We start from the raw sequence: 16,734 nt of genomic DNA, 5'->3' as shown, positions 1-16,734 counted from the left end.
CGTATCGGTATGATCGGTATGGGAGTCATCTCGAAGTTCTATGTCGCGGGCTTTCCGCGCGTGGACGGCGCGAAGCTGGTCGCCGTGTGCGACCTCCGGAAGGAGCGCGTCGCGCCCTTCGAGGCGCGCGGCATCGACGCGACGCTCGATTACCGGGAGCTCTTGGCCCGCGACGACATCGACGCGGTCATCATCAACGTCCCCAACGACGAGCATTACGCCATCTGCCGCGACGCGCTGGCGGCCGACAAGCATGTCTGCTGCGAGAAGCCTCTGACCATCCGCCGCGCGGACGCCGAGCGCCTCGTCGGCCAGGCGCGCGCCGCCGGCCGGACGTTGTTCACGGCGTTTCACCGCCGCTACAACGCCAACGTCGTGCGCGCGTTGCCGCAGCTCGCCGACCGGTCGCGCATCGCCGCGGTCACCGCCCACTACCTCGAGAAGATCGAGGAGCACGCGGGAGACGACCGCTGGTACCTCGATTCGCGCCGCTGCGGCGGCGGCTGCCTCGCCGACAACGGCCCGAACGTCTTCGACACGCTCGCCTCGTTCCTCGGCCGGATGGAGGTCACCCGCGCCGCGATCGAGCGCGACGGCGCCGGCATCGACCGCGAAGCCGACGTGGACCTCGTGAGCGCCGATGGCATCCCGGTGCACGTCCGCCTCGACTGGGCCTACCCGCGCGGCGAGCGAAAGGACATCGAGGTCTCGCTCAAGGGCGGCGAGCGCATCGCCATCGACATGCTCGCTGGCTTCGACGAGTTCAAGGGCTCTCTCTGGCACGAATACGAGGAGATCCTGCGCGACTTCGTCGCCACGATCGGGGCGGGCGGCTGCCACGGCGAGGACGGCCTCGACGCCGTGAGGCTCGTGAACGACGCTTACGCCGCGGAGGGGCCCGCCCGCACGGCGCAGGCGCGCAAGCGCGCCGTCCCGACGACGGTGGTGAAGCTCCTCCAGCACAAGCGGAGCGATCGCGGCTTCGTCATCGAGCGACACGCGACGCGCTGCGTGCGCGCCGGCGAGGTCCACGAGCTCGTCACCACCGATCAGGCGACCGCCGGGCCGGGCGACCGCGTCGACCGGGTGGGATTCCTCGGCTTCGTCGAGGCGCGCGCCGCCGGCGTCATCGAGCGCGGCGACCTCGTGGTCCACGGCGGCACCGTGATCGGCAGGGTGCTCGGCTTCGACGCCTGCCATTTCCCGAACCATTACAACGTCCTCGTCGCCGCCGCGGCGCCCGTCACCGCGGGCGAGCTCGGTCTCGCCGTCGAGGACACCGTGAAGTTCCTGCCGGGCGAGCCGTCGTCCGAGGGCGAAGGGCGCTGAGATGAAACCCATCGAGGTCCTGACGCGCGCTGCCGCCCGCGAGCACCTCCTCGCGAGCGAGGCGCGCGACGCCATGCTCGCGCTGCTCGACGGCGCCTTCACGCCGGCGCAGGCGGCGGCGTGGCTGTCGCTGCTCGCCTGCAAAGGCGAGACGGTCGCCGAGCTCGAGGGCTTCTTCGCCGCGCTGATGGCGCGCGCCGTCCGTGTCCCGCAGAGGGCCGATGCGATCGACACCGCCGGCACCGGCGGCGACCGCCACGCCAGCTTCAACGCCTCCACGGCCGCCGCGCTGATCGCCGCCGCCGCGGGCGCCGTCGTCGCCAAGGCGGGCAACCGCGCCGCCTCGAGCCGCTGCGGCAGCGCCGACCTGCTGGAGGCAATGGACATCGATATCGAGCTCGGGCCTGCGGAGGTGGACCGGTCGCTCGACGAGACCGGCTTTGCCTTCCTGTTCAGCCAGCGCTTCCACCCGGCGCTCCGCGGGCTCGCGCCGCTGCGCCGCGAGCTCGGCCTGCGGACGGCGCTCAACCTCCTCGGGCCGCTGGCCAACCCAGCCGCCCCCGCGCGCCGCGTCCTCGGCGTCGCCAAGCCGGCCCTCGTCGATCTCTACGCCGAGTTCCTCCCGGCGATCGGCGTCCAGCGCGCGCTGATCGTGCACGCCCGCGACGGCCTCGACGAGCTGAGCCTCGCCGCGCCGACCGACATCGCCGAGCTGCGCGACGGCGCCCTGCGCCGGTTCACGGTGACGCCGGAGGACCTCGGCCTCGCCCGCTGCGACCTCGCGGCGTTGCGCGGCGCAGGTCCGGCCGAGAACGCGGCGCTGCTCCGCGCGCTCTGCCGGGGCGAGCGCGGGCCTCTTCATGATTTTTGCGCCGCAAATGCAGCCGCGGCGCTGTACCTCGCCGGCCTCGCGAGCGACCTGCGCGATGGAGTCGAGGTCGCCCGGCGCGCCATCCGGTCGGGGGCGCTGGCTTCGCTTGTGGACAACCTGATTGCACGCTCGGCGACGCGCCGGAGCGCGGAAGGACTGCGATGATTCTCGATGTGATCCTCGAACACAAGCGCGGCGAGATCGCCGCCAAGGAGCGCCGCGTCCCGCGCGCCGCGCTGGAGCAGCGGGCCAGGGCGGCCCGACCGCCCCGGAATTTCGCGGGGGCGCTGCGCAAAGCTGGCGTGTCCGCCATCGCCGAGATCAAGCTGAAGTCGCCCTCGAAAGGCGTGTTCCGCGAGGGCTTCGACCCGGTGGCCATCGCCCGCGCCTACGCGGCGAACGGCGCCCGCGCCATCAGCGTGCTCGCCGACCGGGAGTTCTTCGGCGGCGGCCCCGAGATCGTCGAGGCCGTGGCGAACGACGCGGGGGTGAATGTCCCCGTGATGTACAAGGAGTTCGTCGTCCACCCGTACCAGGTGATCGAGGCCCGCGCCGCCGGCGCCGACGCCGTGCTGCTCATCGCGCGCGGCGTCGACGCGGCGCTCCTCACCGAGCTGATCGCGCTCGCGCGCTCGCTCGGCATGGAGGCGCTGGTCGAGACCTTCGACGCCGGCGAGATCGAGCGGGCCGTGCAGGCCGGCGCTCGCATCATCGGCGTCAACAACCGCGATCTGTCGACGTTCGCGGTCGACCTCGACAGGTCCCGCGCGCTCCGCCGGCTCATCCCGGCCGACGTGCTCGCGGTCAGCGAGAGCGGCCTCAAGAGCGCCGCGGACGTGGCCGCCGTCGCCGGCATGGGGTTCGACGGCATCCTCGTCGGCGAGGCGCTGGTCAGCGCGCCCGATCCCGGCGCGGCCCTCAGGTCGCTCCTTGGCTCCGCGGGGCCCGCGCCGGGGGTGTTCGGCGCGTTCGGCGGCCGCTTCGTCGCCGAGACGCTGATGCGCAATCTCGAGGAGCTCGAGCAGGGCTTTCTCCGCTACAAGGACGACGCGGAGTTCAACCGGACGCTCGGCGACATCCTCACGAGCTTCGTTGGCCGCCCGACGCCGCTCACGCCGCTCCTGCGCCTCAGCGAGTCCCTCGGCGGCGCGCGCATCTATGCCAAGCGCGAGGATCTCGCCCACACCGGCGCCCACAAGATCAACAACGCCGTCGCCCAGGCGCTGCTCGCGGTCCGGCTCGGCAAGCGCCGCATCGTCGCAGAGACCGGGGCCGGCCAGCACGGCGTCGCCATCGCGACAGCGTCGTGCCTGCTCGGGCTCGATTGCACGGTCTACATGGGGGCCGTCGACGCCGAGCGCCAGGCGATGAACGTCCAGCGAATCCGCATGCTGGGCGCCGATCTCCGGTTCGTCCACGCCGGCTCGAGGACGCTGAAGGACGCGAGCAACGAGGCCCTGCGCGACTGGATCGCCAACGTCGACTCGACGCATTACCTGCTCGGGTCCGCGGTGGGACCGCACCCGTTCCCCACCATCGTTCGCCACTTTCAAACGGTGATCGGCGCCGAGTGCCGGGCGCAGGTGCTCGAGCGCGAGGGGCGCCTGCCCGACGCCGTGGTCGCGTGCATCGGCGGCGGCAGCAACGCGATCGGCATCTTCGCGCCGTTCCTCGACGAGCCGTCGGTCGATCTCATCGGCGTCCAGGCCGCCGGCGGGGGCCTCGCGAGCGGGCTGCATGCGGCGTCGCTCCTCGCGGGCAAGGTCGGCGTCCTCCAGGGCTCCAAGACCTATGTCCTTCAGAATGACGACGGCCAGATCCTCGAGACCCACAGCATCGCGCCGGGCCTCGACTACCCGGGCGTCGGCCCCGAGCACGCCCACCTGCGCGACACGGGCCGCGTCCGGTACGTCGGCGTCGACGACGCGCGCGCCCTCGAAGCGTTCCAGACGCTCTGCCGCATGGAGGGCATCCTCCCGGCGCTCGAGTCCTCGCACGCGGTCGCGCACGCCCTTGAGCTCGCCCCGAGCCTCGGGCGCGACGCGATCCTGGTGGTGAACATCTCCGGCCGCGGCGACAAGGACCTCGCCTCGGCGATCGAACACATGCACAGAGAGAAAGCCTGATCATGAGAAAGCTCGAAGCTCGGTTCGCGGAGCTCTCTCGCCGCGGCGAGCGAGCGTTGATCCCCTACGTGACCGCCGGCCACCCGTCGCGCGAGTCGCTCATCCCGCTGCTCGCGGCGCTCCAGCGCGCCGGCGCTGACGCCATCGAGGTCGGCGTACCGTTCTCGGATCCGGTCGCCGACGGCCCGGTGATCCAGAAGTCCAGCCACGACGCGCTGGCCAATGGCGCGAGCCTCGCCTGGCTGCTCGCCGAGATCACCCGTGCCCGCGCGGCTTCCGTGTCGGTGCCGATCGTGCTGATGGGTTACAGCAACCCGTTCCTCGCCTTCGGTCTGGACAGGCTCGCCGCGACGGCGGTCCAGGCGGGCATCGACGGCCTCATCGTCCCCGATCTGCCGGCCGACTCCGCCGACCCCTGGCTCGACGTCCTGGGTGCCCACGGCCTCGGCGTCGCCTTCATCGCCGCTCCGACGACCAGCCCGGCTCGCCTCCGCGCGCTGGGCGAAAAGGGTCGCGGCTTCGTCTACTGCGTCTCCTTGAACGGCGTCACCGGCGTGCGGGACCGCGTGGCGGACGGGGTCGAAGCGCTTGTCGACCGCATCCGGTCCGCCACGGCGCTCCCGGTGGCGGTCGGCTTCGGCATCGGGACGCCGGCCCACGTCCGCCAGGTCACGCGCTGCGCCGACGGCGCCATCGTCGGCAGCGCGATCATTCGCCTCCTCGACGCGACGCCGGCGCCGGCGCGGCTGGCCGCGGTCGAGGGGTTCGTCCGCGAGCTCAAGGAAGCGACGCTCGGTTAGGGTGCTCGGGGCTGCCCCGAGCAGCCCCACACGCGCTAACGCTGCCGGGCCGCGCACAGGATCCCGCCGAAGATCAGCAGGATGCCGAGCCCGTGCGCGGCGCGGAGCTCCTCGTGCAACACGAGGTGGGACAGGATCAGCGCGCTCACGGGCAGGACTCCCGTGAAGACCGCCGCCGTGGCAGCGGAGACCTTGCTGACGCCCCGGTACCACAGGACGAAGCCGAGGACCGTGACGGCCAACGCGTAGTGCGCGATCGACAGCCAGCCAGCCATCGAGGCCCGCGAGAACGAGAACGAGCGGGCCTCGTAGACCGCCAGCGGCAAGAACAGCATGAAGCCGAAGGCGACCACCATGGTCGAGACCGCGAGGGGGCTGAGCTTCGCGGTCATGACCTTCCCCAGGATCGTGAACAGGCCCTCGCACACGACCGCTCCCAGGATCAGGACCGTGCCGAACAGGTGAGCCGAGCCGCGGGCGCCCTCCGCGCCGCCCTCTCCGCCGGAGCCGAGCTGGAGGGCGGCGATCCCGGCGACGCAGAGGCCGACGCCGGCCCATTTCCAGCGATTGAGCTGCTCACCGAGGATCAACGCGGCGAGGAGGGCGGTGACGCCCGGTGTCGTGCTGGTGATGATGCCGCTCTCGGAGGACGTCGTGTAGCGCAGCCCGTACAGGAGAAAGAGGCTGAACAGGAACACCCCCGTCAGCGCCTGGAGGAAGAGCACACGGTAGTCGCGCCAAACGAGGGCCGGCATGCGCTTCTCCTTGGCGAGCAGGAGGAGAATGAGCACGGGCATCGCCAGCCCGAAGCGCAGGCCCGAAGCCAGGAATACCGGGAACTCGCGGGTGATGATCTTGCCGGCCACGACGGAGCTGCCGACGAGGGCCATGGCGAGGGTGAGATCCAGGAACGGTCCAATGCTGCTTCTCTTCATGTTCCCGCGCTCTTCGGGCCGTGGAGAGGCCAGTCCGAGAGCGGTTGATGCAGATTGCAAACCGCACGCCATCGAGGCGTACGCCTCTCCAGGCCCCGTGGCCGCGCGGGCAGCGGCGCTCTGGTCTGGACGCGCTCGTCGGGTCGACGGCGATGGCCGCCCCGGCGCGTGCGCCCACGACGTGAGCGCACGCGCGGGCGCTGTCCCTGCTCAGCCTCCGGGGTGGCTCGCCGGATCCGCCGGATCGGTCTCCGCGTCCTCCTCGTCGCCGTCGAGCGCTCCATCGCCGTCGCGGTCGAGCGCCATCCGCACTCCCGAGCCCGGCGGCGCGCAGGTGTACGTCAGCGCGTGCCCCGGGGCCGCGAGCTGGCGCAGCGCCGCCGCGCCGATCGCCGCGCTCCCCGCCCGGTTCCGGCGGAACGTGCCGTCGCCCTGGTAGAGGAAGCCCGCCTCTTCGCCCTGCATGCGGCCTCTCACCACGAGATCGCACTCGCCCGCGCCGGCGCGCGCGATCAAGAGGTCCACGCGCTGCTCGGCCGCCGTGTCGCCGGCGCCGGCGAGCGTCGCCTGCTGGCCCACGATGGGCGCCAGGTTCGTATCGAACGCGTGCAGATACGAGGTCACCTGCCGGCGCAGCACGTCGCCCGCCTCGCCCGGAGGGAAGCCGGCGACCCCGGGCGCCTCGTTGAAGCCGCGCTGATCGTGGAAGCGGAAGATCGTATCCATCGTCCCGTCATGGCCGAAGCCGAACCCGCGGATCTGATCGCCCTGGAACTCGACGTCTCGATCGTTGAAGCGGGGGTTCTGCACCATGCCGAACATCCCCACCTTCTGATAGACGTTGCGCAGCTGGGCGACCTTGAAGCTCTGGAAGATGAAGTCGAACGTGTAGCGCCCGTCGGACCCGAAGAAGCCCGGGAATGGAACCCCATGCTCGGCGTTGCCCGCGGGATCGAGCACGTGGCACGTGCTGCACGCGCCGCCCGGCTCGGTGAAGAAGGCCTTGCCCGCCTCCTGGTCGGGGGTGAGCGTGTTGTCCAGCCGGCGAATGGGGTTGGGCGGATACATCACCTGGAGCATGAAGTCGGTGAACGCCTGCATGTCCGCCTCGGGGATGGGCGCGCTGCGCCCGAGCAGGCCGACGAAGGCGACGTTGAACTTCTTGAACGCCGCCTCCTCGTCGAAGGTGCCGCTGTCCGGCTGCGCGCTCGGCGCGTCGTTCCCGCCGGTGCGGTCCCCCCGCCAGTGCATCGGGCCGTGGTTGGCCATCCCGCGCAGGCTCTGCGTCGTCATCGGCCCCTTGAGGGCGGCGAACTCCGCGGGCTGGCCGAAGAGCGTCGGATCGAGGACGAAGGGCCCTGGCATCGGCGTGGTCGCCGCGTCCGGGTCGCCGAGGTCCCACGCCAGGCTGTCGACGTCGCCGAAGACATGGCAGCTCGCGCAGGCCGAGTCGCCGTGGCTCGACGAGGACGAGGCGTCGTAGAGGAAGCGGCGGCCGCGGACCACGCTCTCCGGCTCCGGGCTGTACATGGGCACGTGGGCGATCTCGGCCCGGGCGTCGAGGTCGATGACCGCGATGGAGTTGTCGAACCGCGTGAGGGCGTAGAGCTGCTTGCGCTCTTCGTCGAGCACCACGCCGGTCGGCCCGCCGCCGGAGACCGGGATCTGGCTCGCGCGCCTGGGCACGAAGGTGTCGGCCTCGAGCGCCGCGGTCGAGAAGACGCCGATCTTGTCCGAGCCGAGCGCGGCGACGTAGAGCTTCTTTCCGTTCCCCGAGACGGCCATGCCCTGCGGCAGCGCGAGGCTCTTCCGGCTCTCGGCGTTCGGGACCGGGGCGCAGCACGCGCCGTAGTCGATGTGCTTGTTCAGGTGCCGCGGGGCCACGGCGCCCGTCGTCGGATCGAGCACCGTGATGCGGTTGTGGTTGAAGCGGCCGCGCACGCTGTGGCCGGCGAAGACGCCGGGGCCCTCGAAGCGCTCCTCGTTGAACGCCTCGGTGTTGGCCACGTAGACGCGCCCGCTCACCGGGTTGACGGCCATGTTGTAGAGGACCGTGCCCACGCCCTGGAAGGCGCCCGCGGGGCCCGCGAGCTGCGCCGGCGGGTCGGCCATGGCGTCGAGGACGAAGACGTCCTTGTCGGGCAGCGCGAGGTTCACCTTGTCGTCCCAGGCTCGATTCAGCTCGTCCACCCAGTGCTGGCCGTTGAATTTGACGATGAGGGGCGCCGACGGCTGCGCCACCCCGGCGGCGTTGGTGGTCGGCGGGGGCAGGCCGAGGCCCAGGTTCACCACGTTGGTCTCGATCACCGTGGTGCGGTTGCCCGAGTGGAAGGCCGCCGCGTAGACGCGCGCGCCGTCGGGCGTGGCGGCGAGCGCGCGCGGCGTGTCGCTGAACAGGGTGACGATGGTGAGCGGCGCGGCGCTCTGGCTCGCCGCGGAGAAGACCCAGACGTCGGCGCGGCCCACGCCCGGCGTGGTGAGCGCCGGGTCGACAGGGCTGTTCTGGCCGCGGTGCGCGGTGGTGATGAAGGCGCGGTCCTTGCCAGGGCCGGCGAACACGATGTCGCGAGGCTCGTCGCCGACGAGCAGGGTGCGCGCCACGCGGGGCCTCCCGGGCCTCGAGACGTCGACCACGCTCACGCTGTCGGAGAGGTGGTTGACGACCCAGACCTCGTCGTCGCTGCGGGCCGCGACCGCGACGGGCTCCAGGCCGACGGCGACCGAGCCGCGGTGCACGAGCGTGCCCCGCCTGACCTTGAAGATCTCCAGCCTGTTGTCGGGCGTGTTGACGGCGAAGAGCGTCGACCCGTCGGGCGAGAGGGCGAGAGGGCGAACCTGGCCGCTCTCGAAGAGGGTGTAGGGCCGGGCGGGGGCGAGGGCGCTCGGGGCGCTCGCGGCGGCTCGGGATTCATCCACGGATGCGCCGGTGTCGCCGCAGGCGGCGAGGGCGAGCGCCGAGAGCGACAGGAGAAGGAGCTTCATGATGGGCACCTCGAAGGTTACGGGAACATTCAAGGATACCACCGACATCCAGGCTCCGAGCAATAGCGCCGAATCAGAATGAGATACGATTGTTTGGCAAGACACCTTTCAAGGGCGACAGCTCCTCGTGAATGGAATGCTCCACAATGTGCTACAGGTCCTCTGCGGTAGGGGCCTGGCCCACCAGGGCGATGCGATCGCGAAGGCGCCCTGTCGCCGTGGCGAGGGAGGGCGCATGTTGCGGCGCGGGCCGCGCGTCAGGGGCGCAGACTTGGCCGCCGGTCTCGGTCGGCGCTGGGCGTCGCGCCTCGGCTCGCGCGGCGAGGGTCACGCGGCGGCGGGCGTGGCCGGGCGGCGAATCAGCGAGAGGGCGACGTAGACTACGAACGAGATCGAGAAGCCCGAGAACCACGCGTAATGGTAGAAATCCATCCATGCGGCGGAGGCCGTCAAGACACCGACGGTGCCGAGGAAGCCGGGCAGATTGGGCAGGACGCCGGCGACGAGGGCGACGATCGCGATGGGGTTCCACCCGTTCGTGTACCAATAGGGCCCCTCTCGCTTGTAGAGCTGGGCGAGATCGAGCTTGGTCCGGCGGATCACGTAGTACTCTGCGATCAGGATCGCGCCGACGGGGCCGAGCAGCGCGGAGTAGCCGACGAGCCAGGTGAAGATGTACCCCGTCGGATCGCTGACGAGGCGCCAGGGCTGCATCAGGATCCCGAGGATGCCGGTGATGAGGCCGCCGGTGCGGAAGGAGATCCGTGACGGCCAGAGGTTCGAAAAATCGTTGGCGGGGCTCACCACGTTCGCGGCGATGTTCGTCGCCAGGTTGGCGATGCTGAGCGCCGCGAGCGAGACGATCAGGACGACGGGGCTCTCGAAGCGGGTGATGAGGACGACCGGGTCCCAGATGGTCTCCCCGTAGATGACGACCGTGGCCGACGTGACGGCGACGCCGATGAACGAGAAGAACGCCATGGTGGGCGGCAGGCCGACGGCCTGCCCGAGGGCCTGATCGCGCTGTGAGCGCGCGTAGCGGGTGAAGTCGGGGATGTTGAGCGCCAGCGTCGACCAGAAGCCGACCATCCCCGTGAGCGCGGGGAAGAAGAATGTCCAGAGCTGGCCCTCCTTGGGCTGCCCCGCCGCGAAGGACGAGGGCTTCTCGAGCATCGGGCCGAACCCGCCGGCGCGGCCATGCGCCCAGAAGAGCAAGAGCAGACCGAGGGCGATCAGCAGGGGCGCCTTGATGTTCAGCAGGATCCGGATCGACTCGATGCCCAGGTGGATGATCCAGACGTTGATGCCCCAGAACAGCAGAAAACAGGCGAGCTGGGCGGCGTTGATGCCGAGCGGCGTCGCCGGCATCTGCTCGATCGACGGCGCGAAGACGGCGACGATCTTGTAGATGGCCCACCCGCCGAGCCATGTCCCGATCCCGAACCAGCCGCACGCCACGAGGGCCCGGAGCACCGCCGGCACGTTGGCCCCTCGGACGCCGAACGCGCTCCGGCAGTAGACGGGAAACGGAATGCCGTACTTCGTGCCCGCGTGCGCGTTCAGGATCATGGGCAGGAGCACGATGACGTTGCCGAGGAGGATCGTGAGCTCGGCCTGAGCCCAGCTCATCCCCTCGGCGATCAGGCCCGAAGCGAGCATGTACGTGGGAGTACAGGCGCACATGGATATCCACAGTGCGGCGATGTCCTTCATCCCCCATTTGCGCTGATCGAGGCGCACGGGCGCGATGTCCTCGTTGATGTAGCGAGGGTCGACCTCTTCCATACCCCGTGAGCCGCCGCGAGCATTCTCGTTGGCGGCGGATTGCACGTCGGGCTGAGCGATCGTTTGCGCCATGATCGATCAGGCTACACGACGCGACGTGGGATTGGATAGAGGGTCGGAGATTCCTTGCTTCAATCCATGGGTTGCGCGGAGCCGAGAGCGGCCGCGTCGCGGAGGAGCCTTGCTAGCGGGCTTGACGCCCCGGGCCGGCGAGGCCGCGCTTCAGGGCGAACGCGATACCCTCCTTCAGGGTCCGCAGCGTCACGACGCCGCCTACACCGACGCCCAGCTCGACCAGCGTCTGCGCGATCCGCGGCTGGATGCCGGTGAGCACCACCTGCGCGCCGAGGAGCCGCACCGCCTTGGCCAGCCGGATCATCGCGTCCGCTACCTGGGTGTCGATCACGGCCACGCCGGTGATGTCCAGCACCACCGTCGTGGCGCTGTGCGCGATCACCCCCTGGAGGAGCGTCTCGAGCGCCGCCGCGGCGCGGGCGCTGTCGAGGAAGCCGATCAGCGGCATCGCGATCACCTGATCCGCCACCGGCATGAGCGGGGCCGACAGCTCGCGGACCATCTGCTCGAGCTTCATCGTCTTCTCCGCCACGCGCAGCTCGAGCTCGGCGTTGAGTCGCCGCACCTCCTCCTCGGCCTCCCGTCGATCGGTGACGTCGACGCCGACCGCCTGGAACTCGGCGCTCGCGCCCCCCTCGCCGAGCGGCGCGCGGTTGGTCCAGTGCAGCCAGCGGATCGACCCGTCGGGGCGCACGACCCGGTGCTCGGTGTGGACGATCGGGTTCTCGGGGCCGAGCTTCGCGAACTGGCGATCGAGGACCCGCTGATCCTCGTCGGGGACGAGCGGCGTGAAGCTATGACCGATCAGCTCCTCCCGCGTCTTGTCGAAGTACCGACAGTACACGTCGTTGACGAAGGTCAGCGTGCCATCCATCCGGAAGCGGCAAATGAGCTCGGTCTGGTCCTCGACGATGCCCCGGTAGCGCGCCTCACTCTCGCGCAGGGCGGCCTCCACGCGCCCTTTCTCGGCGAGCTCCCGCTCGAGCTCGGCGTTGCGCCGGCGGAGCATCTCCAGTTCCACCTCCGCTGTACTGCCACTCCTCGCTTCGCCATCGTTCATGATCCCGTGGCCCCTCGGAGCGCCGACGGACGGCGCCGTTCTCCGCCAGCGTACCAAAAGCACGGTCGGCTCGGGTGAACTTCGTCCGTGCGCTCGCCCTGCGCAGCGCCTCCGACCCCGCACGACCCGCACATTCGATCGACGCACGCGAGCGCACCGTCACCCAGCTTCGTGGCTCACGGCGGCCGTCCCCGTCCTCTCTCCGAGCGACGTTCGTCTCCTGTGTTGGCTGCTTTACCTTCTCAACCGCGCCGTCCTTCTCCTCGAGGCTGCGGCCGGGCTCCCTGATGTGGAATTTTTATTCTGACCATTGCCGTTGTTTAGAAAATATGTTCCAATGTCACCATGTCCACCAAGTTTCGCAGCCCCCTGCACGAGATGGCCTCGACCACCCCCACGGACTTCTGGTGCGACTCTTGCGCGGTGGGCGAGCTCAAGTACGCCCTCGAGCACGGCGCGGTCGGCGCCACCAGCAACCCCACCATCGTCGCCAGCGTGCTCAGGACCGAGTTCGGCGCCTGGAAGGCGCGCGTGGAGGAGCTGATTCAAGCGCAGCCTACGTGGACGGAGGCGCACATCGCCTGGGAGGTGATGGAAGCGATGTCCGTGAAGGCTGCCAGCCTGCTCACACCCGTGTTCGAGCAGACGGGAGGCAAGAAGGGCTGGTTGTCGATTCAAACCAACGCGGAATTTCACAAGAGTCCTCATGCGCTCGTGAGCCAGGCGCTCCGTTTCGCGTCGCTCGCCCCCAACCTGCAGGTGAAAATTCCGGCCACGGTGGCCGGCATCCAGGCCATCGAGGAAGTGACGGCGGAGGGGGTCAACGTCAACGCCACCGTCTGCTTCACGGCGCCGCAGGCCGTCGCCGTCGCCGAGGCCGTCGAGCGAGGGCTCAAGCGCCGTGAGGCAGCCGGACGTCCCACGGACGACATGGTCCCGGTCTGCACCATCATGGTCGGCCGACTCGACGACTGGCTCAAGGTCGTGTGCGAACGACAAGGCAAGGTGCCGACCCCCGGCACGCTGGATTGGGCCGGCATCGCGGTGTTCAAGAACGCGCTCAAGACGTTCAAGCAGTCAGGTTACCGCACGCGCCTGCTCGCCGCCGCCTATCGTCATCACCTCCACTGGTCGGAGCTGGTGGGCGGGGACGTCATCCTCACGATTCCGCCGGAGTGGCAGCGCAAGTTCAACGCCTCCAAGCTCCCGGTCACCCCGCGCATCGACAACCCGGTTCCGCAGCAAGCCATGACCGAGCTCTCCGAGCAGCTCGAGGACTTCCGGCGCGCCTACGACCCCAAGGGTATGACGGTGGCCGAGTTCGACGGCTTCGGCGCCACCCGTCGCACGCTGCGCACTTTCCTCGATTCGTATTACGGGCTGCTCAGCTTCATCCGCGACCTGCGCATCCCGAATCCGGACGCGTGAGCTGACCAGCGCCGGCCGGCGGCTGGAGCGGGCGGGCTGCCGCGTCGCAGCTCGCCCCGCCGGCTGCCCCCGCGTCGCCGCACCTCACCCGGACGCTCGCCCAACGCCCGGCGGTGCGCGAAGCCGTCAGGCCGATCGCTTCGACTTCTTACCGTTGCCGTGGCTGCGCTTGGCTTCCACGGCGCGGCCGACGCCGACGACGAGCGCGACGGCCAGCGTCATGGTGACGGCGAGCGAGCGGAACATGCCGACCGAGGCTTGCTGTACCTCCAGGCTTACGTCGGCGTGCTCGGCGAGCGGGCTGAGCGGGCTGTCGGTCAAGGCGACGATCTTGACGCCACGCTGCTTGGCTTCACGCACGACCTGCGCCACGTCCGGCGAATAAGCCTTCGAGCTGATGGCGATGATGACGTCGCGATTCGTGGCATGGCCGACCTGCTGCATGAACATGCCGCCCACGCCGTCCACCAGCACGTTGCGCACGTTCATCTGGCTGAAGGCGTAGGCCAGGTAGCAGGCGATCGGGAAGGAGCGGCGGTGCGCCACCACGTACACGATCTCGGAGTCCGTGATCAGCTTGTAGGCCTGGTCCAGCAGCGGCCCCATCCGCCGCTGCTGCTGCAGCCGGCGCAGCCCGACCATGTCCGCTTCGACGAACTGGTCGAGCAGCGCCCTGGCGTCGCCCCTGACCTCTTCGCTCGGAGCGCCCTCGGTGCCGTCGAGGGAGCGCAGGCGCTCCTTGTAATCCGGCATGGCGTCGGTCAGCCGCGTGCGGAACACGCGCTGCATGTCGCTGTAGCCGGAGAAGCCGAATTCCTGGGCGAAGCGGATGAGGCTGCTGGGTTGCACGCCGGCGCGCTGCGAGACCTGCGCGATGGTATCGAGCGCGAGCTCACTGGGGTTGTCGAGAGCGTGGCTGGCAATCTGCTGGAGACGTTTGCTCAGGCTGGGGAATTGTTTGATGATCGCTTTTTCCAGCTGATCGTACGTCTCCGGATGCGTAGCTTCGCTCTTCTTCATTCATTTCACCGTGGGCATCGCGAAGCTCGCCCCGACGCTGGCCCCTCGCGGCCAGCGCGACGTGACGGTCTTCAGGCGCGTGAAGAATCGGACACCCTCCGGACCGTGCATGTAGTGATCGCCGAACAGCGAGCCCTTCCAGCCGCCGAAGCTGTGGAACGCCATCGGCACGGGGATCGGCACGTTCACGCCCACCATGCCGATCTGGATGCGCTTGGTGAACTCATCCGCAGCCTCGCCGCTGCTGGTGAAGATGGCGCCGCCGTTGCCATAGCGGTGGGCATTCACCAGCTGGATGGCGGCGTCAAGCGTCGGCACGCGGACGACGGCGAGCACCGGGCCGAAGATCTCTTCCTGGTAGATCTTCATGGACGAGGTGACGTGGTCGAACAAGCAACCACCCAGGAAGAAGCCGTCCTCGGCTCCGGGAACTTTGAGGCCGCGCCCGTCGACCAGCAGCCTGGCGCCTTCCTTGACGCCGAGGTCCACGTAGCCGGAGACCTTCTCGAGGTGCTGCTTGGTGACCAGGGGCCCCATGTCCAACCCCGGCTGGTCGCCGGGTCCGATCTTGAGCGCCTTGATCTTGGGGATGAGCGCGTCGACCAGGCGGTCGCCCGTCCCGGGGCCGACGGCGACCGCCACCGAGATGGCCATGCAGCGCTCGCCCGCCGAGCCGTAGGCGGCGCCCATCAGCGCGTCGACCGTGTGGCTCAGGTCGGCGTCCGGCATGACGATCATGTGGTTCTTGGCGCCGCCCAGAGCCTGCACCCGCTTACCGGCTCGCGTCGCGCGCTGATAGACGTCCTCGGCCACGGGCGTGGAGCCGACCAGGCTGATGGCCGCGACGTCCGGATGCTCGATGAGAGCGTCGACGACCTCCTTGTCGCCGCTCACGACGTTGAACACGCCCGGCGGCAGCCCAGCCTGCGTCCACAGCTCCGCGAGGCGCAGCGACAGCGACGGCACCTTCTCCGACGGCTTCATGATGAAGGTGTTGCCGCAGGCGATGGCGATCGGCGCCATCCACAGCGGGATCATGGCCGGGAAGTTGAACGGCCCGACGCCGGCGCACACGCCGAGCGGCTGGCGAAAGGACCAGCTGTCGACGCCGCGCGCCACGCCCTCCGAGTACTCACCCTTGAGCAGCTGCGGAATGCCAGCGGCGAACTCGACAACCTCCATGCCGCGCGTCACGGAGCCCCGCGCGTCGTCGAGCACCTTGCCGTGCTCGGCGGTGACGAGCGCCGCCAGCTCGTCTATATGCCGGTCGATCTGGCTCTTCAGCTCGAACATGACGCGCGCGCGCCGCACCGGCGGCGTCGCCGACCAGCTCTCGAAGGCCCGCTTGGCGACCGCCACGGCGCTCGACACCTCGCCGGCCGTCGACATCGGCACCTGGCTCGTGACGGCGCCGAGCGCCGGGTTGAAGACGTCGCCCCACCGCTGCGTGGAGCTGTCCGTCATCTTGCCGCCTACGTAGTTCTGCAGTTTCTTGATCATGGCTTCATTACCTATCGAGGCCCGTGCCGCCCTATTGGCAGGCCGTCAGGCCTCCGTCCACGTACAGGATCTGCCCGGTCACGAAATCGCTGCCGGGGCCGCAGAAGAACAGCGTCGGTCCGACGACGTCCTCCGGCTCCGCGACGCGACCGAGCGGGATGCGCTCGAGCAGCTTGGCTCGTTGCTCGGGGCTCTTGAGTACATGTTGCGCCATCTCGCTCTGCACGAAGGTCGGCGCCACGCCGTTCACGTTGATGCGATGCGGCGCGAGCTCCACCGCGTGCTGTCGGACGATCATGGCCAGGCCGCCCTTGCTCGAGGTGTAGGCCGAATAGCCTTTACCCTGCAGGGCCAGGGAGGCGCGCACGGACAGGATGTGCACCTGGCGTCCGCCCTGTCCTTGCTGCACTTGACGCCGCGCGACGGCCTGCCCCAGGAACATGGCCGCCTTCAGGTTGAGGTCGATCACGCTGTCGAAGCTCTCCTCGGTCGCCTCGAGCACGCGCTGCTCGCGATGGATGCCGACGGCGTTGACCAGGATGTCGCAGCGCCCGAAATGGTCGCAGACCGCGTCGACCGAGCGCCCGATGTCCTTGACCGAGCGGGCGTCGAAGGCGACGCCCTCGGCTTCCGCCCCGGTAGCGAGCACCGAGTCCGTCACCGCGCGCAGCTTGCGCTCGTCGGTGCCGCCCACGACCACCTTGGCGCCGGCGTGGCCCAGGCCGCGCGCGATCGCCGCGCCGAGCACTCCGGTGCCGCCCGGTACGTACGCGACCTTGTCGAGCAGGGCCCTCGAGAGCTGGGGCGCGGTGGTCGTCATGGT

12 protein-coding genes are annotated in these 16,734 nt (G+C 69.8%); 5 read left to right on the top strand and 7 right to left on the bottom strand.

Annotation, left to right across the window (positions count from 1 at the left end):
- Positions 1-9 precede the first annotated feature (9 nt).
- Genes WMF26_RS24415 through trpA form a run of 4 tightly spaced genes read left to right on the top strand, consistent with a single transcriptional unit; the run spans position 10 to position 5,126 of the window.
- On the top strand, positions 10-1,329 hold the full coding sequence (locus tag WMF26_RS24415; RefSeq protein WP_438002440.1) for a Gfo/Idh/MocA family protein: 1,320 nt from the start codon (positions 10-12) through the stop codon (positions 1,327-1,329).
- A 1-nt stretch (position 1,330) separates the two neighbouring features.
- The gene (gene trpD, locus WMF26_RS24410; RefSeq protein WP_438002252.1) at positions 1,331-2,365 is read left to right on the top strand and encodes an anthranilate phosphoribosyltransferase; all 1,035 of its coding nucleotides are present in this window, start codon (positions 1,331-1,333) and stop codon (positions 2,363-2,365) included.
- Between the two features lie 8 nt (positions 2,366-2,373).
- Positions 2,374-4,326, top strand: a complete 1,953-nt coding sequence (trpB, locus tag WMF26_RS24405; protein WP_438002251.1) for a tryptophan synthase subunit beta — start codon at positions 2,374-2,376, stop codon at positions 4,324-4,326.
- Positions 4,327-4,328: 2 nt separating this feature from the next.
- A complete protein-coding gene (gene trpA, locus WMF26_RS24400; protein WP_438002250.1) occupies positions 4,329-5,126 on the top strand; it encodes a tryptophan synthase subunit alpha in 798 nt (265 codons plus the stop codon).
- Positions 5,127-5,161: 35 nt separating this feature from the next.
- On the opposite strand, the gene WMF26_RS24395 is transcribed toward trpA, so the two are convergent.
- From WMF26_RS24395 to WMF26_RS24380, 4 genes are all read right to left on the bottom strand, one after another.
- Positions 5,162-6,061, bottom strand: a complete 900-nt coding sequence (locus WMF26_RS24395) for a DMT family transporter (RefSeq protein ID WP_438002249.1) — start codon at positions 6,059-6,061, stop codon at positions 5,162-5,164.
- Between the two features lie 210 nt (positions 6,062-6,271).
- On the bottom strand, positions 6,272-9,043 hold the full coding sequence (locus WMF26_RS24390) for a beta-propeller fold lactonase family protein (protein WP_438002248.1): 2,772 nt from the start codon (positions 9,041-9,043) through the stop codon (positions 6,272-6,274).
- A 327-nt stretch (positions 9,044-9,370) separates the two neighbouring features.
- Entirely contained in the window at positions 9,371-10,828 is a 1,458-nt protein-coding gene (locus WMF26_RS24385; protein WP_438002247.1) for an NCS1 family nucleobase:cation symporter-1, read from the bottom strand.
- Positions 10,829-11,012: 184 nt separating this feature from the next.
- Positions 11,013-11,963, bottom strand: a complete 951-nt coding sequence (locus WMF26_RS24380) for a PAS domain S-box protein (RefSeq protein WP_438002246.1) — start codon at positions 11,961-11,963, stop codon at positions 11,013-11,015.
- A gap of 345 nt (positions 11,964-12,308) precedes the next feature.
- Between WMF26_RS24380 and WMF26_RS24375 the strand changes: the two genes are divergently transcribed.
- Positions 12,309-13,391, top strand: a complete 1,083-nt coding sequence (locus WMF26_RS24375) for a transaldolase family protein (protein WP_438002245.1) — start codon at positions 12,309-12,311, stop codon at positions 13,389-13,391.
- Between the two features lie 126 nt (positions 13,392-13,517).
- Here WMF26_RS24375 and WMF26_RS24370 read toward each other — a convergent pair whose 3' ends face one another.
- Genes WMF26_RS24370 through WMF26_RS24360 form a run of 3 tightly spaced genes read right to left on the bottom strand, consistent with a single transcriptional unit; the run spans position 13,518 to position 16,731 of the window.
- Positions 13,518-14,411, bottom strand: a complete 894-nt coding sequence (locus WMF26_RS24370) for a MurR/RpiR family transcriptional regulator (protein WP_061627857.1) — start codon at positions 14,409-14,411, stop codon at positions 13,518-13,520.
- A complete protein-coding gene (locus WMF26_RS24365; protein ID WP_438002244.1) occupies positions 14,412-15,911 on the bottom strand; it encodes a CoA-acylating methylmalonate-semialdehyde dehydrogenase in 1,500 nt (499 codons plus the stop codon).
- A 31-nt stretch (positions 15,912-15,942) separates the two neighbouring features.
- Positions 15,943-16,731, bottom strand: a complete 789-nt coding sequence (locus WMF26_RS24360) for an SDR family NAD(P)-dependent oxidoreductase (protein ID WP_438002243.1) — start codon at positions 16,729-16,731, stop codon at positions 15,943-15,945.
- Positions 16,732-16,734 lie beyond the last annotated feature (3 nt).

It is taken from the genome of Sorangium sp. So ce185, from assembly GCF_051526825.1.
Taxonomy (GTDB): Bacteria; Myxococcota_A; Polyangia; order Polyangiales; family Polyangiaceae; genus Sorangium; species Sorangium cellulosum_D.
Note: the sequence above shows the minus strand (reverse complement) of the source record. Positions and strands in the feature narration are given on the sequence as shown.